This window comes from Actinomycetospora chiangmaiensis DSM 45062 (assembly GCF_000379625.1).
Classification (GTDB): Bacteria; Actinomycetota; Actinomycetes; order Mycobacteriales; family Pseudonocardiaceae; genus Actinomycetospora; species Actinomycetospora chiangmaiensis.
In genome coordinates this window covers 228,938-253,708 of record NZ_KB903243.1, presented here as the reverse complement: position 1 = coordinate 253,708, position 24,771 = coordinate 228,938, and the positions used below count along the sequence as shown (strand labels likewise).

The 24,771-nt window shown below is 73.1% G+C and carries 23 protein-coding genes; 9 read left to right on the top strand and 14 right to left on the bottom strand.

Annotated features, from left to right (window positions below):
• Position 1: 1 nt before the first annotated feature.
• The gene (locus A3CO_RS33495; RefSeq protein ID WP_018334165.1) at positions 2-451 is read right to left on the bottom strand and encodes a MarR family winged helix-turn-helix transcriptional regulator; all 450 of its coding nucleotides are present in this window, start codon (positions 449-451) and stop codon (positions 2-4) included.
• A gap of 81 nt (positions 452-532) precedes the next feature.
• Between A3CO_RS33495 and A3CO_RS0120715 the strand changes: the two genes are divergently transcribed.
• The 5 genes from A3CO_RS0120715 to A3CO_RS0120690 all read left to right on the top strand — a co-directional run bounded on the left by A3CO_RS0120715 (position 533) and on the right by A3CO_RS0120690 (position 7,359).
• Entirely contained in the window at positions 533-2,311 is a 1,779-nt protein-coding gene (locus A3CO_RS0120715; RefSeq protein ID WP_018334164.1) for an ABC transporter ATP-binding protein, read from the top strand.
• Positions 2,312-2,447: 136 nt separating this feature from the next.
• The gene (locus tag A3CO_RS0120710; RefSeq protein WP_026204818.1) at positions 2,448-3,335 is read left to right on the top strand and encodes an aldose 1-epimerase family protein; all 888 of its coding nucleotides are present in this window, start codon (positions 2,448-2,450) and stop codon (positions 3,333-3,335) included.
• Positions 3,332-4,273, top strand: a complete 942-nt coding sequence (locus tag A3CO_RS0120705) for a carbohydrate kinase family protein (RefSeq protein ID WP_018334162.1) — start codon at positions 3,332-3,334, stop codon at positions 4,271-4,273. Before A3CO_RS0120710 ends, A3CO_RS0120705 begins: the two co-directional genes overlap by 4 nt.
• A 207-nt stretch (positions 4,274-4,480) precedes the next feature.
• Positions 4,481-5,782, top strand: coding sequence for a citrate synthase (locus A3CO_RS0120695; RefSeq protein WP_018334161.1), 1,302 nt, complete (start codon positions 4,481-4,483; stop codon positions 5,780-5,782).
• A gap of 173 nt (positions 5,783-5,955) precedes the next feature.
• Positions 5,956-7,359, top strand: coding sequence for a cryptochrome/photolyase family protein (locus A3CO_RS0120690; protein WP_018334160.1), 1,404 nt, complete (start codon positions 5,956-5,958; stop codon positions 7,357-7,359).
• Positions 7,360-7,361: 2 nt separating this feature from the next.
• On the opposite strand, the gene A3CO_RS0120685 is transcribed toward A3CO_RS0120690, so the two are convergent.
• The 7 genes from A3CO_RS0120685 to A3CO_RS33485 form a co-directional block, all read right to left on the bottom strand.
• Entirely contained in the window at positions 7,362-8,531 is a 1,170-nt protein-coding gene (locus A3CO_RS0120685) for an ABC transporter permease (protein ID WP_018334159.1), read from the bottom strand.
• A complete protein-coding gene (locus A3CO_RS0120680) occupies positions 8,528-9,454 on the bottom strand; it encodes an ABC transporter ATP-binding protein (RefSeq protein WP_018334158.1) in 927 nt (308 codons plus the stop codon). Before A3CO_RS0120680 ends, A3CO_RS0120685 begins: the two co-directional genes overlap by 4 nt.
• 514 nt (positions 9,455-9,968) lie before the next feature.
• Positions 9,969-11,231 (bottom strand): gamma-glutamylcyclotransferase family protein, encoded by a 1,263-nt coding sequence (locus tag A3CO_RS39100; protein ID WP_018334157.1) that lies wholly within the window; start codon positions 11,229-11,231, stop codon positions 9,969-9,971.
• Positions 11,210-11,878: an MBL fold metallo-hydrolase gene (locus A3CO_RS0120670; protein ID WP_018334156.1), complete on the bottom strand. Its 669-nt coding sequence runs from the start codon at positions 11,876-11,878 to the stop codon at positions 11,210-11,212. The genes A3CO_RS39100 and A3CO_RS0120670 overlap by 22 nt, the downstream gene beginning before the upstream one ends.
• Positions 11,879-12,967, bottom strand: coding sequence for an S-(hydroxymethyl)mycothiol dehydrogenase (locus tag A3CO_RS0120665; RefSeq protein ID WP_018334155.1), 1,089 nt, complete (start codon positions 12,965-12,967; stop codon positions 11,879-11,881).
• A 139-nt stretch (positions 12,968-13,106) separates the two neighbouring features.
• Positions 13,107-14,285: an acetyl-CoA C-acetyltransferase gene (locus tag A3CO_RS0120660; protein ID WP_018334154.1), complete on the bottom strand. Its 1,179-nt coding sequence runs from the start codon at positions 14,283-14,285 to the stop codon at positions 13,107-13,109.
• A 151-nt stretch (positions 14,286-14,436) separates the two neighbouring features.
• The gene (locus tag A3CO_RS33485) at positions 14,437-15,690 is read right to left on the bottom strand and encodes an alpha/beta fold hydrolase (RefSeq protein WP_018334153.1); all 1,254 of its coding nucleotides are present in this window, start codon (positions 15,688-15,690) and stop codon (positions 14,437-14,439) included.
• Between the two features lie 254 nt (positions 15,691-15,944).
• Here A3CO_RS33485 and A3CO_RS0120650 point away from each other — a divergent pair, with 254 nt between their 5' ends.
• Entirely contained in the window at positions 15,945-16,685 is a 741-nt protein-coding gene (locus A3CO_RS0120650) for a beta-ketoacyl-ACP reductase (RefSeq protein ID WP_018334152.1), read from the top strand.
• Here the strand turns inward: A3CO_RS0120650 and A3CO_RS33480 are convergent.
• Complete coding sequence (locus A3CO_RS33480; RefSeq protein WP_018334151.1) at positions 16,649-17,692, bottom strand: alpha/beta hydrolase; 1,044 nt, start codon at positions 17,690-17,692, stop codon at positions 16,649-16,651. The genes A3CO_RS0120650 and A3CO_RS33480 overlap by 37 nt on opposite strands.
• 498 nt (positions 17,693-18,190) lie before the next feature.
• On the opposite strand from A3CO_RS33480, the gene A3CO_RS0120640 reads away from it, so the two are divergent.
• Positions 18,191-18,799: a TMEM165/GDT1 family protein gene (locus A3CO_RS0120640; protein WP_018334150.1), complete on the top strand. Its 609-nt coding sequence runs from the start codon at positions 18,191-18,193 to the stop codon at positions 18,797-18,799.
• 44 nt (positions 18,800-18,843) lie between these two features.
• On the opposite strand, the gene A3CO_RS0120635 is transcribed toward A3CO_RS0120640, so the two are convergent.
• The 4 genes from A3CO_RS0120635 to A3CO_RS0120620 are packed head-to-tail and all read right to left on the bottom strand — an operon-like array spanning position 18,844 to position 21,895.
• Positions 18,844-19,638, bottom strand: a complete 795-nt coding sequence (locus A3CO_RS0120635) for a polysaccharide lyase family 20 protein (RefSeq protein WP_018334149.1) — start codon at positions 19,636-19,638, stop codon at positions 18,844-18,846.
• A 42-nt stretch (positions 19,639-19,680) separates the two neighbouring features.
• Entirely contained in the window at positions 19,681-19,896 is a 216-nt protein-coding gene (locus A3CO_RS0120630; protein WP_026204816.1) for a three-helix bundle dimerization domain-containing protein, read from the bottom strand.
• An 8-nt stretch (positions 19,897-19,904) separates the two neighbouring features.
• Entirely contained in the window at positions 19,905-20,756 is an 852-nt protein-coding gene (locus A3CO_RS33475; RefSeq protein ID WP_018334147.1) for a glutamate racemase, read from the bottom strand.
• A gap of 35 nt (positions 20,757-20,791) precedes the next feature.
• Positions 20,792-21,895, bottom strand: a complete 1,104-nt coding sequence (locus tag A3CO_RS0120620; protein WP_018334146.1) for an SDR family oxidoreductase — start codon at positions 21,893-21,895, stop codon at positions 20,792-20,794.
• A gap of 140 nt (positions 21,896-22,035) precedes the next feature.
• On the opposite strand from A3CO_RS0120620, the gene A3CO_RS0120615 reads away from it, so the two are divergent.
• Positions 22,036-23,388 carry an NAD(P)/FAD-dependent oxidoreductase gene (locus A3CO_RS0120615; protein WP_018334145.1) on the top strand — a complete coding sequence of 451 codons (1,353 nt, stop codon included), beginning with the start codon at positions 22,036-22,038 and terminating at the stop codon, positions 23,386-23,388.
• Positions 23,389-23,405: 17 nt separating this feature from the next.
• Positions 23,406-24,272, top strand: a complete 867-nt coding sequence (locus tag A3CO_RS0120610) for an alpha/beta fold hydrolase (RefSeq protein ID WP_026204815.1) — start codon at positions 23,406-23,408, stop codon at positions 24,270-24,272.
• Here A3CO_RS0120610 and aroQ read toward each other — a convergent pair.
• Positions 24,253-24,711, bottom strand: coding sequence for a type II 3-dehydroquinate dehydratase (aroQ, locus tag A3CO_RS0120605; RefSeq protein WP_018334143.1), 459 nt, complete (start codon positions 24,709-24,711; stop codon positions 24,253-24,255). The two genes, A3CO_RS0120610 and aroQ, sit on opposite strands and share 20 nt — an antisense overlap.
• Positions 24,712-24,771: the final 60 nt, after the last annotated feature.

The following is a 24,771-nucleotide window of genomic DNA, read 5'->3' as shown; positions in this document are numbered from 1 at the left end:
ACTAATCCGTGTCCTGACGCGGAAGAGTGCTCACCTGCGCCAGCACCTGGCGGAGCAGGCGTTCCAGCTCCGCGCGGTCGTCGTCGCCGAGCCCGGCGAACACCCGGTCGGCCTCGGCGGCGCGGGCCTGGCGCACCGCCTTCCCCAGTTCCCGCCCCTGCTCCGTGACGACGACGAGCGTGGCCCGGCGGTCGTCGGGATCGGTCTCCCGGTGCACGAGGCCGCGCTCCTCCAGGGCGTCGACCACCTCGGTGGCGCTCCGGGGCGCGATCCCGAGGTGCTTGGCGAGTGCACCCGGACGGGCGGACCCGTGGCGCATCAGCACGCCGAGGGCGCGCAGCTGCGACGGGTTCACGTCCCACGGCGCGAGGGTCTCGCGGGAGGTGTGGCGCAGCCGGCGTGCGACCGCCCAGAACAGGTCGCTGACCGACGTGGGTTCGTCGTCCTCCACGGGAACACTCTAGCGGGAATCGCTGTTGTAGCCTCATCATGAGGTAACCTCAGCAAATCCCATCGACCCTGGAGGCGCTTCTTGCCCCGCCCCATCGACGTCTCCGCCGAACAGCGTCGTCGCGACCGCGAGCAGGCCAAGCAGGTCTCGCTGCGCCGGATCGCCCGGCTGTTCGCCCCCTACCGCTGGTCCCTCGCCGTCGTCGTCGCCGTGATCGTCGCGTCGTCGGTCGTCGGGCTGGCCCAGCCCTTCCTGCTGCGCGAGGTCATCGACGTCGCGCTGCCGCAGCGCGACCTGCGCCTGCTGGTGTGGCTCGTCGTCGGGATGGTCGTGGTCGCCGCCGTGACCGCCGCGTTCGGCGTCATCCAGACCTGGATCTCCACGAAGATCGGTCAGCGCGTGATGCACACCCTGCGCACCGACGTGTTCTCCCACCTGCAGCGGCTCTCGCTCGGCTTCTTCACCCGCACCCGCACCGGCGAGGTGCAGTCGCGGATCACCAACGACATCGGCGGCATGCAGTCCGTCGTCACCTCCACCGCCACCTCCGTCGCGGCCAACCTGACGACGGTGATCGCCTCCGCCGTCGCGATGGTCGCCCTGTCCTGGCAGCTCTCCCTCGTGACGCTGCTGGTGCTGCCCCCGGCCGTGCTGCTCTCGCGGCGCGTCGCCCGGCTGCGGCGCACCATCACCGCCCAACGTCAGCGGGAGCTGGCCGACCTCAACGTCACCATCGAGGAGGGCCTGTCGATCGACGGCGTCCGCCTCTCGCGCACCCTCGGCACCGGCGACGCGCTCGTCACCCGCTTTACCGACTCCTCGCTGCGCCTCACCGACCTGGAGCTGCGGTCCCAGCTCGCGGGCCGCTGGGTCATGGCCACGATGTCGATCGTCTTCGCCGCCATCCCCGCCCTGATCTACCTCGGCGCGGGGCTGCCCTGGACCGCCGGGGCGCTGTCCATCGGCACGCTCGTCGCCTTCACCTCGCTGCAGGCCGGCGTGTTCCGGCCGCTGTCCTCGCTGCTCGACGTCGGGGTGTCGGTGTCGGCCTCGCTCGCGCTGTTCGCCCGCATCTTCGAGTACCAGGACACGGTGATCGAGGTGGAGGAGCCCGAGCACCCGGTGGACCTGCCGGCGCCGCGCGGTGACCTCCGGCTCGAGCACGTCACGTTCACCTACCCCGGCGCCGATCGTCCGGCGCTGGACGACGTCTCCCTCGACGTCCCCGCCGGGACCACCATGGCGCTCGTGGGGGAGACCGGTTCGGGCAAGTCGACGCTCGGCTCGCTGGTCGCGCGGCTGCACGACCCGGACGCCGGACGCGTCACGATCGACGGCGTCGACCTGCGGGACCTGCGCCTCGACGACCTCGCCGCGATCGTCGGCGTCGTCAGCCAGGAGACCTACCTGCTGCACGCGACCGTGATGGACAACCTGCGCTACGCCAAGCCCGACGCGACCGACGCGGAGATCCTCGCCGCGACCCGGGCCGCGCAGGTCCACCACGTGATCGAGTCGCTCCCCGAGGGCTACGGGACCGTCGTCGGCCCGCGCGGACACCGCTTCTCCGGCGGGGAGCGCCAGCGCCTCGCGATCGCCCGCACTCTGCTGCGCAATCCGCGGATCCTGGTGCTCGACGAGGCCACCTCGGCGCTCGACACCGCCACCGAACGCGCCGTCCAGGAGGCGTTCGACGCGCTGGCCGCGGGCCGGACGACGCTGACGATCGCCCACCGGCTCTCGACGGTGCAGGACGCCGACCGCATCGCGGTGCTCGACCACGGCCGCGTCGTCGAGTCCGGCACCCACACCGATCTCGTCTCCGAGCGCGGCCGGTACGCCGAGCTCACGGCGGCGTGACGGCGGCTTCCCGACGGCGGGTCCGCCCGCCCGAGCAGGACGCGGCGCCGGTTGCGGGGGTCCGGGAACGCAGCCCGGGGAGCAACCGGTTGCGCGCGTCGTCCCGACCGGCCCGGTGAACCACTACGGTGCCGCCATGGCGGGGAGCGAGTTCGAGATCCGCGCGGGCGGTGCGCACGCGGTCATCACCGGTGTCGGGGCCGGGCTGCGCGCGTTCACCGTCGACGGCGCGCACCACGTCGAGACCTACGACGGCGACCCGCCGATGGGCGCCGGCTGCGTGCTCATCCCGTGGCCGAACCGCACCGCGGGGGCCCGGTTCGAGTGGGCCGGGACCACCCACGAGCTCGACGTCACCGAGCCCGCGCACGGCAACGCCATCCACGGCCTCGTCCGCAAGCGCCCGTGGACGGTCGTCGAGCACACCGACGACACCGTCACCCTCGAGATCGACGTGCCCGCCGACCACGGCTGGCCGCAGCCGCTCCACGTGGTGACCACCTACGTGGTGGCGCCGATCGGGCTCACCGTCTCCCACGTCCTCACGAACACCGGCGACGGCGCGGTCCCGGCGGGCGTCGGGACGCACCCGTACCTGCGCGTGGGCGACCACCCGAGCGGCGACTGCACGCTGCGGGTCCCCACCGCGTCGGTCCTCGACGTCGACGAGCGGCAGATCCCCGTCGGGCCGGCCCGCGAGCCGAGCGACGAGGAGTCGCTGACCCGGCCCCGCGAGGTCGCCGGCCTCGAGCTCGACACCTGCTTCGGGGTCCGCCCCGGCGTCGCCGGCGTGCTCGCCGAGCTCGTCGCGCCCGACGGCACCGGCACCCGGCTCTGGGGCGACCGCAACGTCGGGTGGGTGCAGGCCTTCACCCCGGGCAGCCCGTTCGGGCGCGAGGGCAAGGCCGTCGCCGTCGAGCCGATGACCTGTCCGCCGGACGCGCTGAACTCGGGGACCGACCTCGTCGTCCTCCAGCCCGGCGCCTCGTGGACCGTCCGCTGGGGACTGGAGGCCGTCCGGTGATCGTGTCCGGAGGGGAGGCCCTCGTCGACCTCGTGCCGGTCGAGCAGGGGCCGTTGGCCCCGCTCGCCCCGCGGCTCGGGGGTGGGCCGTACAACGTCGCGGTCGGGCTCGGCCGGCTCGAGGTCCCGACCGCGATGCTGACGCGGCTGTCCACCGACGCGTTCGGCGACGCGCTGCTCGCGCGGCTGCGGGACTCGCACGTCGACCTCGACCTCGTCCAGCGCGGCGAGGAGCCGACCACGCTCGCCGTCGTGACGGTGGACGGGGCCGGGCACGCCCGGTACGCCTTCCACGTCGAGGGCACCGCCGACCGGCTCGTCGCCGATCCCGGCGATCTCCGGGCGTCCGCGCTCGCCGTCGGGACCCTCTCGCTGCTGCTGGAGCCGGGGGCCTCGATGTACACCGAGCTCGCGCGCCGGGCCGCGGCGCAGGGAGTCCTCGTCAGCCTCGACCCGAACATCCGCCCGGCCCTCGTCGGCGACGCGGCGGCCGTCCGGGCCCGGCTGGACGCGATCGCGGCCGTCGCCGGCCTGGTCAAGCTCTCCGACGAGGACGCCGCCTGGTGGGGCCGCGAACCGGCGGACCTGCTCGAAGCGGGGGCGGGCGCGGTCGTGGTCACCCGTGGCGCCGAAGGGCTCCGGGCGTTCACGACGACGGGGGTGGTCGAGGTGCCCGCCGACACCTCCCGGCCCGTGGTGGACACGATCGGCGCGGGGGACTCGGTCCACGCCGCGCTGCTGGCCCACCTGCACGACCACGGCCTGCTCGACCGGGCGGCGATCGGCGGGATGGACGCCCACGACTGGCGCGCGGCCCTGGAGTTCGCGGCCCGCGTGGCGGGCTGGACCTGCTCGCGCGCGGGCGCGGAGCCGCCGACCCGGGCCGAGGTGGCGGGAGACGCAGCGGAGCGGAACTCGACCCGGACGAACGGGGCGTGACCTTTTCCACTGCCACCCAGCACGATTCCCGTGCTGCGGTGATCGGCGCGCGGGCGCTACGGTTCGCGCAGCGTACGACGCCCCAACACCCGCGGGAGTTCGCCTCGGGGTGACGCAGGACCCGGAGCGGGGACCGACCGTCCCCGTCCCGTCGGACCGGTGCCGACCCTCCCTCCCGCACGAGCACGCGTGAGAGGGATGCATTCGATGGCCGACGACGGCGAGAAGCGCACCGCGACCCTGTCCTACCCGGGCGGGGAGCACACGATGGAGATCGTCGAGGCCAGCGAGGGCTCGTCAGGGATCCAGCTGGGCAAGCTCCTCGGCGAGACCGGTCTGATCACCCTCGACCCGGGGTTCGTGAACACCGGGTCGTGTCGTTCCGACATCACCTACATCGACGGTGACGCCGGCATCCTGCGCTACCGCGGCTACCCGATCGAGCAGCTGGCGCAGAACTCGACGTTCGTCGAGACCAGCTACCTGCTGATCTACGACGAGCTGCCCACCAAGACCCAGCTCGAGAACTTCACCCAGCAGATCCAGCGGCACACGATGCTGCACGAGGACCTCAAGAAGTTCTTCGACGGCTTCCCCGCCGACGCGCACCCGATGCCGGTGCTCTCGTCCGCGGTCTCCGCGCTGTCGACCTTCTACCAGCGCTCGCTGGACCCGTTCGACGAGCCGAACGTCGACCTCTCGACGGTCCGCCTGCTCGCGAAGGTCCCGACGCTCGCGGCCTACGCCTACAAGAACTCCATCGGGCAGCCGTTCCTCTACCCGGACAACCGCCTGTCGCTGGTGGAGAACTTCCTCCGCATGACGTTCGGGCTGCCGGCCGAGGACTACGACATCGACCCCGAGGTCGCCAAGGCCCTCGACATGCTGTTCATCCTGCACGCCGACCACGAGCAGAACTGCTCCACGTCGACGGTGCGGCTGGTCGGCTCGTCGCAGGCCAACCTGTTCGCCTCGATCTCGGCGGGCATCAACGCGCTGTTCGGCCCGCTGCACGGCGGCGCCAACGCGGCCGTCCTGACGATGCTCGAGAACATCCGCGACAACCACGGAAACACCGACGAGTTCGTCAAGAAGGTCAAGAACAAGGAGCCCGGCGTCCGCCTCATGGGCTTCGGGCACCGGGTCTACAAGAACTACGACCCGCGCGCGGCGATCGTCCGCGACACGGCCCGCGGCATCATCGAGAAGCTGGGCGGCGGCGACGAGCTCCTCGACATCGCGACGAAGCTCGAGGACTACGCGCTCAACGACGAGTACTTCGTCGAGCGCAAGCTCTACCCGAACGTCGACTTCTACACCGGCCTGATCTACCAGGCGATGGGCTTCCCGACGGAGATGTTCACCGTCCTGTTCGCCATCGGGCGCCTCCCCGGCTGGATCGCGCACTGGCGCGAGATGATCGAGGACCCGGACACCCGCATCGGCCGCCCGCGTCAGGTCTACACCGGGCCGACCGAGCGCGACTTCGTGCCGCTCGACCAGCGCTAGTCCGCCTGTCCCGCGTGAGGGGAACCCTCAGGCCGTAAGAACGCCCGGATCCTCCCCTCACGACGCCGACCACCCGGCGCGTGAGGGGAACATCTGGTCGCTCTTGTGACTCGAGGGTTCCCCTCACGTGTGTCCGGGGGCTTCCCGACGACGGGTGCGGGTACCTGTCGGGCATGGCTCCCGCGAAGGCAGCGCCGTCCACGGCCGTCGTCTGGTTCCGCCGCGACCTGCGCGTCCGCGACCAGCTGACCTTCCTCGCCGCGAAGGAGCGCGCCGACCGCGCGCTCGCGCTGTTCGTGCTGGACCCGACGCTGCTCGAGCCGGCCGGCCCGCGGCGGACCGCCTTCCTCTACCGCTGCCTCCGGTCGCTCGACGAGCAGCTCGGCGGCCGCCTCCTCGTCGTGAAGGGGGACCCGGCCGACGTGGTCCCGCGGATCGCGCAGGCCGTGGGGGCGGACTCCGTCCACGTCGCGGCCGACTTCGGCCCCTACGGGCGCCGGCGCGACGAGGCGGTGGAGAAGGCGCTCGGCTCGGTCGGGGACGGGGTCGAGCTCGTCCGCTCCGGCTCCCCGTACCTGACCGAGCCCGGCACGATCACGAAGTCCGACGGCGACCCCTACAAGGTCTTCACCCCGTTCTCCCGGGAGTGGACGAAGCGCATCGGAGACGTCGAGCCCGCCGACACCGACGCGGACACCGTCACGTGGATGGACCCGTCGGACAAGGACGGCGGGCCGCGGGCGGTGAAGGTCCCCGACGACCCGTCCCTCGACGCCGAGCTGCCCGAGGCGGGGGAGCAGGCCGCCCACGAGCAATGGGAGGCGTTCGTCGGCGAGCACCTCACCGACTACGACGACACCCGCGACCGCCCCGACAAGCCGGGCACCAGCCGGATGAGCGTGCACCTCAAGTACGGCACGGTGCACCCCCGCACGCTGCTCGCGGGCGCCCGCGGGGACGGGAAGGGCGCGACCTCGTACCGCAACGAGCTGTGCTTCCGGGACTTCTACGGGCACGTGCTCTGGTGGTTCCCCCGCAGCGCCCGCGAGAACTTCGACCCGAAGTTCGACCGCATCACCCTCGACACCGGCAAGGACGCGCAGCGCCGGTTCGCGCAGTGGCAGGAGGGGCGGACGGGCTATCCCGCCATCGACGCGGCGATGCGCCAGCTGCAGGGCGAGGCGTGGATGCACAACCGGATGCGCATGGCCGTCGCCTCGTTCCTCGTCAAGGACCTGCACCTGCCGTGGTGGTGGGGCGCGCGGCACTTCATGAACCTGCTCGTCGACGGCGACCTCGCCTCCAACCAGCACGGCTGGCAGTGGGCGGCGGGGACCGGGACCGACGCGGCGCCGTACTTCCGGGTGTTCAACCCGGTGACCCAGGGGGAGCGGTTCGACCCGCAGGGCGACTACGTGCGCCGGTGGGTCCCCGAGCTCGCCGACGTCCCCGAGCTCGACGGCAAGAAGGTGCACCAGCCCTGGAAGCTGTCCGAGCCGCCGGCGGACTACCCGGAGCCGATGGTGGACCACAAGGCCGAGCGGAACGAGGCGCTCAGCCGGTTCAACTCCCTGTAGCCCTACCGACCGCGCAGGGCCTCCCGCCACGACACCCGTGCCCCGGTGCGCAGCACCGAGCGCGCGTAGACCCGGCCGCCGAGGGCGAGGACGCCCGCCGTGAAGGCCAGTGTGAGGACGAAGGCCGCGACGACCTGCCAGACGGGCACCCCGCCGAGGGCCATCCGCGCCGGCATGATCAGCGGGGTCCAGGGCGGGATCAGCGACATCACGGTCAGCGCCGTCGACTGCGGCGCGGAGACGACCAGGTTGAAGCCCACGGCGAAGCCGACGAGCACGACGATCGACACCGGCGTCAGGACGCTCTGGGTGTCCTCCTGGCGCGACACCAGCGAGCCGAGCGCGGCGTAGACGGTGGCGTAGAGCGCGAACCCGATGAGGTACCAGACGAGGACCGACACGAGCGTCCCGGCGAGCCCCGCCCCGGCCACCAGGAGCCCGGCGGTGCCCGCCACGCCGAGGCCGACCCCGCTGAGGATCACCAGCTGCAGCAGGCCGACCGCGCCGAGCCCGAGGACCTTGCCGAGCAGCAGCTGCCACGGCCGCACCGTGGCGAGCACGATCTCCACCACGCGGCTCGACTTCTCCTCGACGACGCCCTGCGCCACCATCGCGCCGTAGGTCTGGATGGAGAAGAACAGCAGGAACGCGCCGAACGCGCCCAGCCCGATCCGCAGCCCCCGGGCCGGGTCGTCCGGGCGGGCCGCCACGACGACGGGCTGCGCCGCGGCCACGGCCGCGTCGGCCGCCGCCGGGTCCGGCAGCAGCTGCTGCTGGGCGACGAAGGTGGTCGCGACGGTGACGACGGAGCCGGCCGCGCTGCCGAGCGAGGTCTCGACGTCGACGCGGGGGCGGGTCGGTGATCCGGAGAGGGCGGCGTCGGCGTCCCCGGCGGCCACGAGCGCCCGTCCGGCCGCGGCGTCGGCGACCGGCACCACCCGCACGATCCGGCCCTGGTCGTCGGCCGCGGTGCGCAGCGCGGGGGTGATGGCCTCGGTCTCGGGGGCCACGGCGATCGTCGTCGTCCCGGAGTCGCCGCCCGCACCGATCGACCCGATGAAGATCGAGTAGCCGACCAGGATCAGCAGGATCACGGCCGTGGAGACGATGAACGCGCGGCCGCGCACCCGCGCCAGGAACTCCCGGCGGGTGATGAGCAGGACGGTCCTCACGCGGCGCCCGCGTCCGCCCGGTCGCCCACGGTCTCGCGGAACAGCTCGGTCAGCGACGGGCGGCGGTGCGTGAACTCGTGCACCGGCCCCGTCGCCAGGGCGGCCCGCAACAGGGTCTGGTCGTCGACGTCGGCAGCGAGGGTCACGACGGTGCGGTCGTGCTCCGTCCGGCTCGCGGTGACGCCCGGGACCGCGTCGGCCCAGCCGGGCGGAGCGGCGGGGGCGTGGACCACCACCGTCGTGGCGCCCGTGCCGTCGGTCCCGTTCGTGGCCCGCAGCTCGTCGACCCGCCCCTGCGCCACCATCGCGCCGTCGCGGACGATCCCGACCCGGTCGCACAGCCGCTCGACGAGCTCGAGCTGGTGGGAGGAGAACACGACCGGCGCGCCCGCGTCGCACCGCTCGCGCAGCACCCCGCTCATGACGTCGACGGCCACGGGGTCGAGCCCGGAGAACGGTTCGTCGAGCACGAGGACGTCGGGTTCGTGCACCAGCGCGGCCGCGAGCTGCACCCGCTGCTGGTTGCCCAGGCTGAGCTTCTGCACCTCCTCGCCGATCCGTTCCGCGACGCCGAGCCGCGCGGTCCAGCGCTCGGTGGCGGCCCGGGCCTCGGCGGCGCTGCAGCCGTGGAGCTCGGCGAGGTAGCGCAGCTGCTCGCCCACGGCCATCTTCGGGTAGAGCCCGCGCTCCTCGGGCATGTAGCCGATCCGGCGGCGGCGGGCGGCGTCGATCGGGCGGCCCTCGAGGCGGACCTCGCCGGCGTCGGCGTCGAGGACCCCGAGGACGATCCGCATGGTCGTCGTCTTGCCCGCGCCGTTGGCCCCGACGAAGCCGAAGAGCTCGCCCGGCCGCACCGAGAACGTCATGTCCTGCAGCGCCCGGATCGACCCGTACCGCTTCGACACGCCGTCGATCTCGAGCACGCGATCACTGTCCCGTCCGCCCGTCGGGCTGTCCAACCGGGACGGTCCACCCGATCGTGATCGGGTCGGACCCGGCCGGGTGCTGGAGGGATCGCCGCGGGATCGAGCAGCATGACGACCCTGGTCGGGTGGGGCGGGGGTGGGGGATGCGGCTGTTGGTCGTGCTCGTCGTGACCGTCGCGCTGCTCGCCGCGGCCGCACCGCTGGCGATCACGCAGGCCCCGCGGCTGCACTCGCCGGTGCTCGCGCTGGTGGCGTTCGGCGTGGCCGGGCTCGCGCTCCTCGTGGGCCTCGCGCTGCTCGCCCGGGCCGCGGTGCTGCTGCGCCGCTCCCGCGCCGTTCCCGACGCCGGGCCGGTGCCCGACGGGCAGCCGGACGCCGACGAGTCGGTGACCGAGCCCCACTCGGGGCCCGACTACATCGCCCTCGTCCCGACGGCGGGCCGCCTCACCGTCTCCGTGCCGGTGGCGGTCACCCCGCCGCGGCACGCCCGCCCCGAGAGGCCCGGGCCCGGTCAGGCGTCGGACCAGGAGCCGGTCACGGTCGGCCAGGCGGGCGGCGGGGCGGTGTCCCACAGCCAGGCCCAGGCCTCCACGGCCACGGGCGACCCGGTGGAGGACGCCGTCGCCGATCCGTCGGCCGAGCGCTCCGCGTCGTTCGCCTCCCGGTACACGACCACCCGCTCGCGCCGGTAGTCCGGCCCCTCGTACGCGTCGAGCGCCGGCAGGGCCCGTCCCGGATCGGCCAGCGTGACCACGTGCCCGTGCACCGTGCCCGGCCCCGCCACGAGCGCCGGGTAGCCCCGGCCCGTGTCGTACACCTGCCCCGTCCCGACGGCGGGTGCGCTCGCCCGGGCGTGCGGCGCGAGCCGCCACCAGGCCGACGCCCCGGGCTGCAACGTGCCGTAGACGAACACCCGGTCCGGCCACAGCCGCGGGTCGGGGCAGCCCGTGGCCACCACCGTCGCCGCGCCGTGCGGGACCGGGCCGGGGACGCCCACCAGGTGGCGCGCGTCGGCCTGCGCCACGTCCCGGACCCGCACCGGGGCGCCGTCGACGAGCAGGGGCGACCGGTCGGTGCGCGGCTCCTCCCCGGGGCGCCGCGGGGCGGGCCAGTAGGCCAGCACCGGGTCCAGCCGCACGCCCCGCTCGTCGACGACCGTCGCCGCGTGCAGCCACGCCAGGTCGTAGCGGGTGCCCCGCCCCTCGCACCGGTCGAGCACGGCGACCTGCTCCGGCGTCGCCAGCCAGACGTGGTGCACCTCCGGTGCAAGCAATGCGTCACTGCTGGCACTGGACGCCAGGAAACCAACACCGTCAGCGTCGAGCCTCCGACCCGCCGACGATGTGGATGTCCTGGCACTGGGTGCACGCAGTGACGCATTGCTGTCAGTGGAGGTGACGGCCAGCGTGGCCGGGCGGGCGTCGTCGCGGACCCGGAGCCCGGCGGCCCAGACCGCGGCGACCCCGTGCACGGTGACGCGCAGCGCCACGACGGGGCCGGGCAGGCCGAGCTCGCGGCGCAGCCACGTGATCTTCGACGGGCAGGAGTTCGACCCGTAGGCGAGGACCGGCACCCGGGCCGCGAGGGGGACGTCCAGCCGGTCGTCGACCGCGTCGGAGGCGACCCGCCACCCGCCGCGGCACCCGTCGTCGGGAACGATCTCGTGGGTGAGCCCGTCGTCGTGCAGGAACGAGAAACCCGGCGCGACCCCGGGGTAGGGGGCGGCCGGGTACTCGTGATCCGGGTGGCCGGCTATTCCTTCGCTGCCTTCCACTCCTCCAGATGCGGCGCTTCGTCGCCGATCTTCGTGTGGTCCCCGTGCCCGGTGCGCACGATGGTCTCGTCGGGCAGGGAGAACAGCTTGCGCTCGATCGACTCGAGGATGACCCCGTAGTCGGAGTACGAGCGGCCGGTGGCGCCCGGGCCGCCCTGGAACAGGGTGTCGCCGGTGAAGACGACCCCGAGGTCGGGCGCATAGAAGCACGTCGACCCCGGCGAGTGGCCGGGCGTGTGGATCGCCTTCAGGTCGATCCCGGCGATCGTGAACGTCTCACCGTCCTCGAGCTGGCCATCCGGCTCGAGGTCGGGGTGGGTGAGGTTCCAGACCACCCGGTCCTCGGGGTTGAGCAGGATCGGCGCGTCGAGCGCCTTCGACAGCGCCGGCGCGGCGTTGACGTGGTCGTTGTGCGAGTGCGTGCACAGGATCGCCGTCACGTTGCGGTCGCCGACCGCCTTGCGGATGGCCTGCGCGTCGTGCGCCGCGTCGATGACGACGACCTCGCTGGAGTCGCCCAGGATCCAGACGTTGTTGTCGACGTCCCAGGACCCGCCGTCGAGCTCGAACTTCCCGGAGGTCACGACGTTCTCGACCGGACCGCCGTCGTTGACACCGGTCCCGACGGTGTCTCCGTAGCCCACCATCTAGAGGATCACCACCGATCGCAGCACGTCGCCGTGGTGCATCTTGTCGAACGAGGACTCGACGTCGTCGAGCGAGATCCGCTCGGTGACGAACTTGTCGAGCGGGAACCGGCCCTGCAGCGCCAGGTCGACCAGCATCGGGAAGTCGCGGCTGGGCAGGCAGTCGCCGTACCAGGACGAGCTCAGCGACCCACCGTGGGAGAAGAACGGCTGGAAGTCCGCCTCGAGCTTCATGTCCGGCGACGGCACGCCGACGAGCACGAGCCGGCCCGCGAGGTCGCGGGCCTCGAAGGCCTGCTTCCAGGTGGCCGGGACGCCGACCGCGTCGATGACGACGTCGGCGCCGAACCCGTCGGTGAGGTCGCGGATGCCCTGCACCGGGTCGGTGTTCTTGGCGTTGATCGTGTGGGTGGCGCCGAAGCCCTGGGCCCACTCGAGCTTCCGGTCCTCGGTGTCCACCGCGATGATCGTGGTGGCGCCGGCCAGGGCCGCGCCCGCGATCGCCGCGTCGCCCACGCCGCCGCAGCCGATGACGGCCACGGTCTCGCCGCGCTGCACCTTCCCGGTGTTGATCGCGGCACCGGCGCCGGCCATGATCCCGCAGCCGATCAGGCCGGCCTCGGCCGGATCGATGTCGGGGTTGACCTTCGTGCACTGCCCGGAGTGGACCAGCGTCTTCTCGGCGAACGCCCCGATGCCCAGCGCGGGCTTCAGCTCCTCGCCGGTGTCCTTCAGGGTCATCGCCTGGGCGGCGTTGTGCGTGTCGAAGCAGAGGTGGTGCTTGCCCTTGCGGCAGGCCCGGCACACCCCGCAGACCGCGCGCCAGTTGAGGATGACGTAGTCGCCGACCTCGAGGCCCGTGACGCCCTCACCGAGCGCCTCGACCGTGCCTGCGGCCTCGTGGCCGAGCAGGAACGGGTAGGCGTCCTCGATGTTGCCCTCGCGGTAGTGCAGGTCGGTGTGGCACACCCCGCACGCTGCGATCGCGACCACGGCCTCGCCCGGCCCCGGATCGGGGACCACGATCGTCTCGACGGTGACCGGCTTGCCCTTCTCCCGGGATACGACTCCCAGGACCTCCTGCGGCATTCTTGGCCCTCCACTGCGTCGGCTCGTGCGCGGATGCGATCGCGTGCAGGGTTCCACGTGACGCCCGGCACTACGCAAGGTCTGCGGACCAAAGACGGGCGGCCACCTCGACGTGAGGTGACCGCCCGTCCGGGAACGATCAGACGTGCAGGATCAGGCCCGAGCCCTGGCCGCCGCCGCCGCAGAGGCCGGCCGCACCGATGCCGCCGCCGCGCCGCCTGAGCTCGTGCGCGAGGTGGATCGCGATGCGGGCACCGGACATGCCGACCGGGTGGCCCAGCGAGATGGCGCCACCGTCGGGGTTGACCCGCTCCGGGTCGACGCCGAGCTCGGCGGTGGACTGCAGCGCCACCGCGGCGAACGCCTCGTTGAGCTCCAGCATCTCGAGCTGCTTGGGCTCGAGACCCTCGCGCTCGAGGGCCTTGAAGATGGCCCGCGACGGCTGCGAGAGCAGCGAGTTGTCCGGGCCCGCGACCCAGCCGTGGTGACCGATGCGGGCGAGGACCTCGAGGCCGAGCTCCTTGGCCTTCTTCTCCGACATGACGACCGCCGCGGCGGCACCGTCGGAGATCTGCGAGGACGTGCCGGCGGTGATGATGCCGTCCTTCGAGAAGGCCGGGCGCAGCTTGCCCAGGCCCTCGGCGGTGGTGTCGCCGCGGACGCCCTCGTCCTCGGTGACGACGACGGGGTCGCCCTTGCGCTGCGGCACCGACACCGGGGCGTACTCGGCGTCGAAGCGGCCGTTCTTGGCGGCGTCGGCGGCGCGCTGGTGCGAGGACGCGGCGTACTCGTCCATCGCCTCACGGGTGAGGCCGATCGACTTCGAGAACTTCTCGGTGGACGCGCCCATCGACTCCTGGTCGTAGACGTCGGTCAGCGCGTCGTACTCGGTGGCGTCGAGGATCTTCCCGCCGCCGTACTTGTAGCCGCGGCGGGCCTTCGGCAGCAGGTACGGCGCGGCGGTCATGGACTCCATGCCGCCCGCGACGACGATGTCGTAGTCGCCGGCCTGGATCATCTGGTCGGCGATGGCGATCGCGTCGAGGCCCGAGAGGCAGACCTTGTTCAGCGTGAACGACGGCGTCGACATCGGGATGCCGGCGTCGGTCCCGGCCTTGCGGGCGGGGTTCTGGCCGGCGCCGGCCTGGATGACCTGGCCCATGATCAGGTACTCGACCTGGTCGCCGGCGATGCCGGCCTGCTCGAGGGCCTTCTGGATCGCGGTGGTGCCGAGCTGCTGGGCGGTGAGGTCGGCATACGCCCCGGAGAGCTTGCCGATCGGCGTGCGGGCGCCGGAGACGATGACGGAGCCGGGCATGGACGTCCTCCTGGAGGTGTCGGGAGTCTGCGAGCACGACGTCGGGCGAGGACCGCGACGACCGCCGGAGTCCTCGAACCTACCCGTGTCGGTGCCCACACCCCAGGGGCGAACATGCGTCCAAGGCGCGGCACCGGACACGGGGATCGGTTCAGTTCGAGGTGACTCCCGAGTAGCGCGCGACCTCGGTCATGAGGGGCGGCCACTCCTCGCGCAGCGCCTGGTTGCCCATGAACAGACCCAGGTGCCCGCCCGGGGCGGTGCGCTTCCAGACCTGGTCGGCCGGCGTCGAGACGGCGTCGGCGGCCCGGAACACCTGGACCGGCGGCGTGATGTGGTCGGTCGCGCCGCCGAGCAGGAACAGCGGGCAGGAGAGGTCGGCCATCGACAGGCGCTTCCCGCCCACCTCGAGCCGGCCCTCGATGAGCTCGTTGCCCGTGAAGAGGTGCTCGACCAGCCACAGGTAGAACGTGCCGGGCACGTCCTGCGTGTGCTTGAACCAGTCCTCGAACGCCTGGTAGCGCGCGATCGCGGACGGGTCGTCGAGGTGGCGCAGCAGGTCGACGTGCTTGGCGATCTCGGCGTCCGGGCTCATCGCGATGAAGCCGTTGAGCACGAACTGGCCGGGCATGTTCCCGCGGCCCATCGCGACCATCGCCCGGTAGGGCAGCGTGCCGTAGCGCCGGCTCGTCACCCGCGACGAGGCGCCGATGGCGGTGTCGCCGGCGTGGAAGTCGATGGGCGCCCCGGCCAGGGTCAGCGTGTTGACCCGCTCGGGGTGCACGCAGGCGTAGATGGTGGACAGCCAGCCGCCCTGGCAGTCGCCGACGAGGTTCACGCTGGTGTGCCCGGTGCCCTCGAGGGCGCTGTCCACGGCACGGTCGACCACCGCGACGTAGTCCTCGACCGTCGTGCCCTTGGTGGCCTGCGTGGCGCCGACCCAGTCGAGGGTGAACGCGCGGGTCAGGCCGGCCTTGCGGATGACCTGCATCTGCGACTGGGTGGGCCCGAAGTCGACGATGCACGAGTCGTGCCCGGCCTGCGGCGGGAGCACGAGCGTCGGCACGACGTCGTCGGTCGCGCCGTCGGTGAAGTCGCGCAGCCGCGCGATCGGCGTCTCCCACACGATGCGGTGCTCGGTCGACCAGGTCGGCCGGCGCCGGCCGAGGACGTGGCCCCACCAGCGGACGGCGTCGTACACCGTGCGGTGCGGCGTCGCGGCCTGGGCCAGGGCGCGGGTGGTGACGTAGGCGCCGCCCTCGACGAGGGCGGTGGTGGCCTTGCGCAGCGTCTCGCCGCGGAAGGTCCGCAGGTAGGCCGCGGGGTCGACCGGGTCGATGGCCGGAGCGTCCGGGGCCTCGGTGGCGCCGTCGGTGACGGCCGGGCGGTCACTGGTCACGGTCATGGCGGGATTCCTCCTCGGGCAGCCGGCGACAGGCGACGGCACCGGGCTGCTCGGCGAACCGTAGGTCCGCTAGGCATAGTTCGCAAACACCCGCTCGGCGGCGGTCGGGCGCATGAGCTGCGACGATCGGCTCTGCCTCGTCACGGGTGTGTCGCGGAACGCATAGATACGTGTGACCGCCGACACCAGCGGGCACGTCCTCGCGTGGTGGGAGCCGCACCAGATGCGGACGACGACGAGCGAAGGGTGTCGTGATGGCGGACATGACCGGACAGGTCGCCGTGGTGACCGGGGGCGCGCGCGGTATCGGCAAGGCGATCTCGGAACGGCTCGCGAACCGCGGGTGCAAGGTCGCGGTGGGCTACTCGAGCGGACGGGACGCCGCGGCCGAGCTGGCCGAGAAGTACCCCGGCATGACGATCCACCAGGGCAACATCGGCAGCCGCGAGGACTGCGAGCGCGTGGTGCAGGAGGTCTACGACCAGCACGGTCGGATCGACATCCTCGTCAACAACGCCGGCATCACGGCCGACAAGATGCTGCACAAGATGACCGTCGAGGACTGGGACAAGGTCGTCCAGGTCAACCTCTCCGGCACCTTCTACATGTCGCACCTGGTCTTCCAGCACATGCGGGAACGCCAGAGCGGCCGGATCGTGTCGATCTCGTCGGTGATCGGCGAGCGCGGCAACGCGGGGCAGGCCAACTACGCCGCGACCAAGTCCGGGCTGTTCGGCCTGACGATGTCGCTCGCCTCGGAGGGTGCGAAGAAGGGCATCACCGCGAACTGCGTGGCCCCGGGCTACATCGAGACCGACATGGTCGCCGGGGTACCGGAGGCGGCCCTGGAGAAGATCGTCGCCCAGGTGCCGGTGGGCCGGCTCGGCCAGCCCGACGACGTCGCCCGCGTCGTCGAGTTCCTCGCCGACCCCGACTCGGGCTACATCACCGGCCAGGTCTACTCGGTCAACGGCGGGCTCTTCATGTCCTCCTGAGCGACGCCGAAGGTCGCCGCCAGCTCCTCGCAGATCTCGTCGAGGGCGGCGGCGGCCGCCCGGCACATGCCGGGGAAGCAGATGAAGCCGTGCACCGCCCGCGCGTGGTCGGAGTGCCGGGTCGGCACCCCGGCCGCGCGCAGCCGGTGGGCGTAGGCCACCCCGTCGTCGTGCAGCGGGTCCACCTGGGCGGTGATGACCAGCGCCCGCGGCAGTCCCCGGTGGTCGGGGGCGAGCAGCGGGGAGCAGAGCGGGTCGGTGGGATCGCCGTCCGGCCCGAGGTAGTTGGCCCGGAACACGTCCATGTCCGCGCGGGTGAGCAGCGGCCCGTACTCGAAGGCCGACGTGGACGGTGCGTCGAGCGTCAGGTCGACGACCGGGTAGAGCAGGATCTGCGCGTCGACGGCCGGCCCGGCCTCGCGCGCCAGCATCGCCACCACCGCGGCGAGGTTGCCGCCCGCGCTGTCGCCCATCACCGCGACCCGGTCGGCGCGGCCGCCGAGGGCCTCCGCGTGCCGGACCGCCCAGACCAGCGCCGCATACCCGTCGTCGCGCCCGGCGGGGTAGGGGTGCTCCGGCGCGAGTCGGTAGTCCACCGACACCACCAGGGCGCCCACCCGCGCCGCGACCCACGCGCACAGCCAGTCCGACTGGTCGAGGTTGCCCAGCGACCCGCCGCCGCCGTGGTAGTTCAGGACGATCGGCAGCCCGTCCTCGCGCCGGCGCCCGCCGGGCAGCGGGCCGTGGGGGCGGTAGACGCGCAGGGTCGTCGGCGCGGCATCGTCCCCGGTGGCCCCGGTCATGCCCGTGAGGTCGATCCGCAGGTCGGTCAACGAGACGTCGGCCGGCATCGGCCCGAACACCCGCGAGGTGACGACGTTGTGCGAGAGCCGCCGGCTGCGGGCCCGGGCGAGGTCCTCGGCGCTCATCCGGCTGATGGCGATCACGCCCGCGCGGTCGGTGAACCACGTGAACAGCCGGGTCCGCACGTCGATGTCGACGGTCATCTCGCCTCCTCGCGCCACCCCGGTGTCCTGCGATGTCGCCGTGTGCCCCGTCCGGCGGTCGACAACGGCATCGTTGCTCCGTTCGAGAATGTGACATCGATCATGGCGCGGTCCGACACGGGCCGCCACCGCGACGGGCCCCCGATCGTGGCCGCTCGGTGACCGGTCGGCGGATGGCGTGCGACCGAGCGGGTGACGGCGGGTCGGCGCGGCGACGTGCCGTGACGTCCCGACGAGCGGCGATCGGTCGTGATTCGGGTCGCGATGACCGGTCACGTCCGGTCGTCCTGCTAATGTCGGATTCGAACGAGGGGGAGTAGCTCCCAACACCGCGATCGACACACTGATCGCCGCCGCCGGACGCGTCCGCGGCGTGCATCCGGTCGCGGCGGCCACCGGTCCGTGCGGTGGCGGGCGAGACCTTCGGTTCCGATCCGTTGTACGCACGGGTCGGGCCGGAGACGTCCTCGGCCCGGCCGACCGGACGAGAGGACCCTCGTGGACCCCATCGTGGCCACCTTCCCGGCCGCCACGGCCGTCAGTTTCGCCGTCATCTTCGTGGCGGAGCTCGGCGACAAGTCCCAGCTGATGGCGCTGACGTTCGCCACCCGCTACCGGGCCCTGCCGGTGCTGGTCGGCATCACGGTCGCCACCGCGGTGGTGCACGCCGTCTCCGTCGGCGTCGGCTACCTGCTCGGGGCCGCGATCCCCACCTTCTGGATCAGTCTGGTCGCCGCCGTCGCCTTCCTCGGGTTCGGCCTCTGGACGCTGCGCGGCGACGAGCTCACCGCCGACGAGCAGGACAGGGCCACCCGGTCGAACGGGTCGGCCGTGGTCGCCGCCTCGGTCGCCTTCTTCCTCGCCGAGCTCGGCGACAAGACGATGCTCGCCACCATCACGCTCGCCACGCAGTACCAGGGCTGGGGCGGTGTCGTCGGGGTGTGGCTGGGATCCACGGTCGGCATGGTGATCGCCGACGGCCTCGCCATCGTGGCGGGCCGGATGCTCGGCACGAAGCTCCCCGAGAAGGCCATCCGCATCGGGGCGGCCGTGCTGTTCGTCGTGTTCGGCGTCTGGCTCGCGGTCGAGGCGTTCGTGTCGCGCTAGCTGGCTAGCTGGCTAGCTGGGTAGGTCGGGCCGGGGTCGGGCGCTCAGGAGCTCGAGGCCAGCGAGGACGCCGCCTCGCGGCTCGTGGCGATGACGACGTCGTCGAAGTACACCGAGCCGTCGTCGCCGATGTCGGAGGACCGGTACAGGCCGGTCTTGAGGTACGACGCCTCGCCGGGGTACAGGGTCCCGCCCCGCGGCCGGTAGCCGCTGACGACCTCGCGCCCGTCCTGGATCACGTCGACGCTGCCCTCGCTCGGGTCGTCGGAGAAGTGCACCCGCAGGACGAGGTCGGTGCGCGTCCCGGCGCGGGCCGGCCCGACGTCACGCGACCAGTGCTTGCCGATCCCCTCCCCGCCGTCGAGGACGAACCGGCCGCCGCGCACCTGGATCGACAGCGGCGGGCTGCCGTCGCCGGAGTTCTTCCACTGCGCGATCACCTGCCAGTCCGAGGTGTTCACGGGAAAGTCCTTCGGGAGGTAGACCGCGAACCCGAACCAGTAGTCGTCGCCCGGGCGGAAGCTGCGGTACGAGGGCTCCAGCTCGCTGCGGGTGCCGCCGCCCGGGACGGTGTACTCGACGGCGGCGCGGCCCGGGAGGTCCGGCGAGGTGACCGCCCGGGGGTCGGTCGCGTCGTCGGTGTTCCACGGCGTGACGCGGTAGGAGTCGAGCACCGAGTCCGTCGTGGTCCCGGAGCGCCACACCACGCCCGCGCCGGTCGGCCCCGAAGACGGGCCGTGTCCGCCGGACGACGGCCCGGCGCAGCCGGCCACCACGACGAGCGAGAGGACGGTCCCGACGACGAGCCGTGCGGCGGACGCGCGGCGGGTGCGGCTCACGCGATCAAGGCTACGGGGGCGCAGGTGATGCCCCGGTCGTGTTCAGGCGCCGCGCAGCCGCAGCCGCACCGACCGCTCCACCAGGATCGGCAGGAACGAGCGGACCCGGGCGCCGGCCAGCCGGTCGAACGCCTCGGCGACCGCGCCCCGCACGGTGTCGGGCGCGACGCCCTCGGCGCTCCAGCGGGCGACGAGCCGCTCCTCGGTCTCCACGAGGAGGGCCTGGTCGTCACGAGCGGTGGTGGAAGCCTGCGGCATTCCCGTATTCAACGACCGGAGATCGGGTGGGCACCAGGGAACGACTCGTTGCTCACAGCAACGGGCTCCCGGACCGCCGGCGGCAGCAGGTCCGCCCCCACGGGGCCGCCCGCCGCCAGCGCCGCGCCCACCGGGTAGGCGAGCGCGGTGCGGGGCAGCAGGCCCTCCTCCCCGGAGAGCAGCACCGTCACGCCGGCGGGTGCCGCGTCCGGGTGCGGGTCGAGGCCGAGGCGGCGCAGCGTCTGTCCGGCCACCGCGCCGGCGCTGTCGAAGAGCCGCACACCGGGCAGTGCCGCGGCGATCTCGTCGGAGACCAGCGGGTAGTGGGTGCAGCCGAGCACGACCCCCGTCACCCCGGCCGGGGTGCGGGCCGCTCCGGCGGCCACCGCGTCCGCGATCGCGTCGGGGTCGGCGCACTCCACGGCGCGCGCGAGCCCCGGGCACGGCACGGCGGTCGCCTGGCCGGGCGCGGCGAACAGCGCGACGAGGTCGGCCTGGTAGGCGCTCGCGCTGGTCGCCTCCGTGGCCCACACCCCGAACGGCTCCCCGGCCACGGCCGCCGGCTTGATGGCCGGCACCGTCCCGACGACGGGTCGGCCGGGCTCGAGCTCGGCGCGCAACGGCACGAGCGCGTTGACGCTCGCGGTGTTGCACGGCACCACCACCGCGTCGGCGCCGCGCGCGACGGCCGCCCGCGCGGCGGTGAGGACCCGCTCCACGATCCACGGGCCGGGCCGGGAGCCCCACGGCATCCCCGCCGGGTCCATCACCAGGTCCAGGTGGGCGTCCGGGCGCAGGTGACGCAGCCAGCCCGCCGTCGGGAGCATGCCGAGACCGGAGTCGATGAGCGCGATGCGCACACCGGCAGGCTACCGCCCGCCCTCACGGGCCCGGCCTAGACCATCGCGGCGCTGCCGACCTCCGGGTGGGAGCGGAAGAACTCGACCATCGGGCCGACGTGCTCCGCGAAGGTCGGGCAGCTCACGCCGACCTCGGCGAGCAGCGCCGTGGTCGCCGCGGTGTCGTAGTACGTGGGGTGGGTGAGGTAGTCCAGCGTCGAGGACGGCACCTTGAACAGTCGGCCGACCCCCGGGACGTGGTCGATGGAGAAGGCCGCGAGGGCGGTGGGCATCGGCACGACGCGCAGCCGCTTCCCGCCCCGCTCCGCGAACACCTCGCACATCTCGGTGACGGTGGGCGGGTGCGGCTGGGCCAGCGCGACGGTGCGGCCGACGGCGGCGTCGTGCCCGGCGAGCGCGGCGATACCGTCGACCACGAAGTCCGCCGGCACGAGGTTGAACGCGATGCGGTCCGCGCCGCGCGGCAGCGGCATCAGGGCGGTCGGGCCCTGCCGCAGCAGCAGCTGCAGGACGTAGTACGGGCCGTCGAACTTCTGCGTGTGGCCGGTGGTGGAGTCCCCGACGACCACCGAGGGGCGGTAGATCGTCACGGGCAGCCCCGCGTCGCGGGCCTTCGCCACGACGCGCTCGGCCTCGTGCTTGGTGTGCTCGTAGTGGTTGGCGAAGGGCTGGCCGAGCTCCAGGTCGTCCTCGTAGAACAGGCCGTCGTAGCGGCCGGAGACGTAGCAGGTCGACACGTACTGCAGCCGGCGAAGCCCGGCCCCGTCGGCGGCCCGGCGCGCCAGGTCCACCACGTGTCGGGTGCCGTCCACGTTGACCTTCCAGGCCAGCTCGGGGGCGACCGACAGGTCGTACACCGCTGCGAGGTGGAAGATCTCGAGCTGCTCGCCGAGGAGGCGCTCGGTGACCGCGGGGTCGAGCCCCAGACCCGCCGTCGTGATGTCCCCGACGACGAGGTCGGTGCGGCCGGCGACCGCGGGGTCGGCCCGCTCGATCTCCGCGAGCGCCTCGCGCGCCCGGCCCAGCCAGCGCTGCTGCACGAGGGCGACCGCGCGGGCGGCCGGGTCGCGGCGCAGGGTGCGCGGCAGCAGGGCGGAGCCGAGGAACCCGGGGAACCCGGTGAAGAGCACGCTGGTCACGGACGGACCGTATCCGGTACCGGCCGTACCGCGCGATGAATCGGGGCACCGGGTGTCATCCGCGCCCTCGGGGGGCATCTCCGCACCGGACGGGACGTCGCGCACCGCGGCCGGCGTGACGAGGCGTGGAGAGGGTTGTGATGGCTGAGCGGATCGTGGTGGTCGGAGCGGGGTTCGCCGGTCTGGAGACGGTGAAACGCCTGGAGAAGGTGTTGCGCTCCGAGATCGCGGACGGCTCGGTCGAGGTCGTCCTGGTCGCGCCCAACGACTACATGCTCTACCTGCCGCTGCTGCCGCAAGTGGCCGCCGGCGTGATCACCGCGCAGTCGGTCACCGTGCCGCTGCCGCGGGCGGTGCGTCGCGCGCACCGCCTACCGGGCACCGTCGTCGGGGTCGACCTCGAGCGGAAGTGCTGTGTGGTCCGCAAGATCTCCGGCGAGGAGATCGACCTGCCCTACGACCGCCTCGTGCTCGCGCCGGGCAGCGTCACCCGGCAGTTCGACATCCCGGGCCTCGAGCAGCACGCCCTCGGCATGAAGAACCTCGCCCAGGCCGCCTACCTGCGCGACCACGTGCTCGCCCAGCTCGAGCTCGCCAACGCGGCGACCGACGACGCGGAGCGTGCCGCCCGGTGCCGCTTCGTGGTGGTCGGCGGGGGCTACGCCGGCACCGAGACCGCGGCCTGCCTGCAGCTGCTCACCGAGGCGGCCCTCAAGCGCTTCCCGCGGCTGGACCCGGGCATGGTGCGCTGGACGCTCGTCGACATCGCCCCGCGGCTCATGCCCGAGCTCGGCAGGCGGCTGGGCGAGCAGGCCCTCGACCTGCTGCGGCGCCGGGGCATCGAGATCAAGCTCGAGACCGGTATCCAGGAGGTCACCGACGAGGCGGTCACCTTCTCCGACGGCGAGGTGGTGCCCTGCCGCACGCTCGTCTGGACCGCCGGGGTCACCTCCAGCCCGTTGGTGAAGAACCTCGACGTCGAGCTCGTGCGCGGGCGGCTCAAGGTGGGGGCGGACCTGCAGGTCGACGGGTACCACGGGGTGTTCGCGCTCGGCGACTGCGCCGCGGTGCCGGACCTGACCCAGGACGACGCGGACGCCATCTGCCCGCCGACCGCCCAGCACGCCACGCGGATGGCCACGAAGGCGGCCGACAACGTGGTGGCCTCGCTGCGCGGCGAGCAGCTCACCCCCTACAAGCACCACGACCTCGGGCTGGTGGTGGACCTCGGCGGCTCGCAGGCCGTCGCGCACCCGCTCTTCCTCGAGCTCAAGGGCGTACCCGCACAGATCGTCACCCGCGGCTACCACCTGTTCGCGCTGCCGCTCATGCGGACGCGCGCCCGGGTCGTGGCGAACTGGATCCTGCACCTGTTCGGCGGCGACGACTTCATCCGCATCGGCTTCCTCGCCGACCGCAAGGCCACGGTCGACGAGTTCGAGGGGACCACCTCCTACCTGTCGCGCGACGAGATCCGCGCGCGGGCGTCCTGATCCCCGCGGTGCCCCCGATGCCCCGGCTCGACGACGTCGTCGCGCCCGACGGCACCCGGATCCGCTGGTGGGACAACGGGTGCGTCGGTCGGCCCGGGCCCGACGTCGTGATCTCCAACGGGCTCGGGGCGTCCCCGGCCGCCTGGCCGTGGCTGGGTGGCGACGGCCACCCGTCGTCGGGAACACCGCGGACCGTGACGTGGCACCACCGCGGGTTGGGCGGGTCGGAGCGACCGGCCGATCCGACGCGGATCACGATCGGCGACCACGTCGACGACATGTTCGCCGTGATGGACGCGGCGGGGATCTCCTCGGCCGCGGTGGTCGGCTGGTCGGTCGGGGTGGCGGTCGCGTTCGAGGCCGCGCGGCGGGCCCCGGAGCGGGTCTCCTCACTGCTCGTGCTCGGCGGGGTCGCGGGCGGCGGGTTCCGCAGCGGGCCGTCGTGGGCGCCGGAGTTCCTCGCGCGCGGGATCTCGACGGCGAGCGCCTGGTCGCTGCGCCTGGTCGGGCCCCCGGTGGCGGGGCTGATCTCGCTGCTCCCGCGCTCCATGGACGCGAACGCCCTCGCCGCGCTCGCACCGCCGCCGCTGCAGACCCTCGCCGAGGTGGCCCGGGAGTTCTCCCACCACGACTGGACGTGGTTCTCGCAGATGGTGCTCGCGGCCGGGAGGGAGCCGCCGATCCCGGTCGACGACGTGCGCGTCCCGACCACGGTGGTGGCGGGGGAGTTCGACACGATGGCGCCGGTCGAGGACATGGTCGCCCTCGCCGACGCCGTGCCGGACGCGCGCCTGGTCCGGCTGCCCGGCACGCACTTCGTGCCGCTGCAGTTCCCCGACGTGCTCGCGGCGGAGCTGGACGCCCTCAGGTCCGCGACGCGATGAACCGCAGCGCGAGGTCGTAGCCCAGCGTGCCCGCTCCGGCGATCACCGCGGTCGCCACCGGGGAGACGTAGGAGTGGTGCCGGAACGGCTCGCGGGTGTGCACGTTCGAGATGTGCACCTCGACGATCGGCACCGGGATCGCCGCGAGCGCGTCGCGGATCGCCACCGAGGTGTGGGTGTAGGCCCCGGGGTTGATGACGACGCCCACGAAGTCGGTCATGGCCTCGTGGACGGCGTCGATCAGCACGCCCTCGTGGTTGCTCTGCCGGGCGTCGACGTCGAGGCCGAGCTCGGTGCCGAGGGCACGGACGCGGTCGTCGACGTCGGCGAGGGTCTCGGACCCGTAGATGCCGGGCTCGCGTCGCCCGAGCAGGTTGAGATTGGGTCCGTGCAGCAGGAGTACCCGACGCGGACCTTGCGCTTCACGATTCTGCGACACGAACGCTCCAGACGATCACTCGGAGATAACAACAGCGGTGTGATTCGAGGGTCAAGGTCC

Bases quoted from the DNA above. Each gene is read 5' to 3' on its own strand.
- A3CO_RS0120710 (WP_026204818.1), top strand. From the start codon at position 2,448: ATGGCGGGGAGCGAGTTCGAGATCCGCGCGGGCGGTGCGCACGCGGTC.
- A3CO_RS0120695 (WP_018334161.1), top strand. From the start codon at position 4,481: ATGGCCGACGACGGCGAGAAGCGCACCGCGACCCTGTCCTACCCGGGC.
- A3CO_RS0120690 (WP_018334160.1), top strand. From the start codon at position 5,956: ATGGCTCCCGCGAAGGCAGCGCCGTCCACGGCCGTCGTCTGGTTCCGC.
- A3CO_RS0120670 (WP_018334156.1), bottom strand. From the start codon at position 11,878: ATGGTGGGCTACGGAGACACCGTCGGGACCGGTGTCAACGACGGCGGT.
- A3CO_RS0120665 (WP_018334155.1), bottom strand. From the start codon at position 12,967: ATGCCGCAGGAGGTCCTGGGAGTCGTATCCCGGGAGAAGGGCAAGCCG.
- A3CO_RS0120660 (WP_018334154.1), bottom strand. From the start codon at position 14,285: ATGCCCGGCTCCGTCATCGTCTCCGGCGCCCGCACGCCGATCGGCAAG.
- A3CO_RS33485 (WP_018334153.1), bottom strand. From the start codon at position 15,690: ATGACCGTGACCAGTGACCGCCCGGCCGTCACCGACGGCGCCACCGAG.
- A3CO_RS0120650 (WP_018334152.1), top strand. From the start codon at position 15,945: ATGGCGGACATGACCGGACAGGTCGCCGTGGTGACCGGGGGCGCGCGC.
- A3CO_RS33480 (WP_018334151.1), bottom strand. From the start codon at position 17,692: ATGACCGTCGACATCGACGTGCGGACCCGGCTGTTCACGTGGTTCACC.
- A3CO_RS0120630 (WP_026204816.1), bottom strand. From the start codon at position 19,896: ATGCCGCAGGCTTCCACCACCGCTCGTGACGACCAGGCCCTCCTCGTG.
- A3CO_RS0120615 (WP_018334145.1), top strand. From the start codon at position 22,036: ATGGCTGAGCGGATCGTGGTGGTCGGAGCGGGGTTCGCCGGTCTGGAG.
- A3CO_RS0120610 (WP_026204815.1), top strand. From the start codon at position 23,406: ATGCCCCGGCTCGACGACGTCGTCGCGCCCGACGGCACCCGGATCCGC.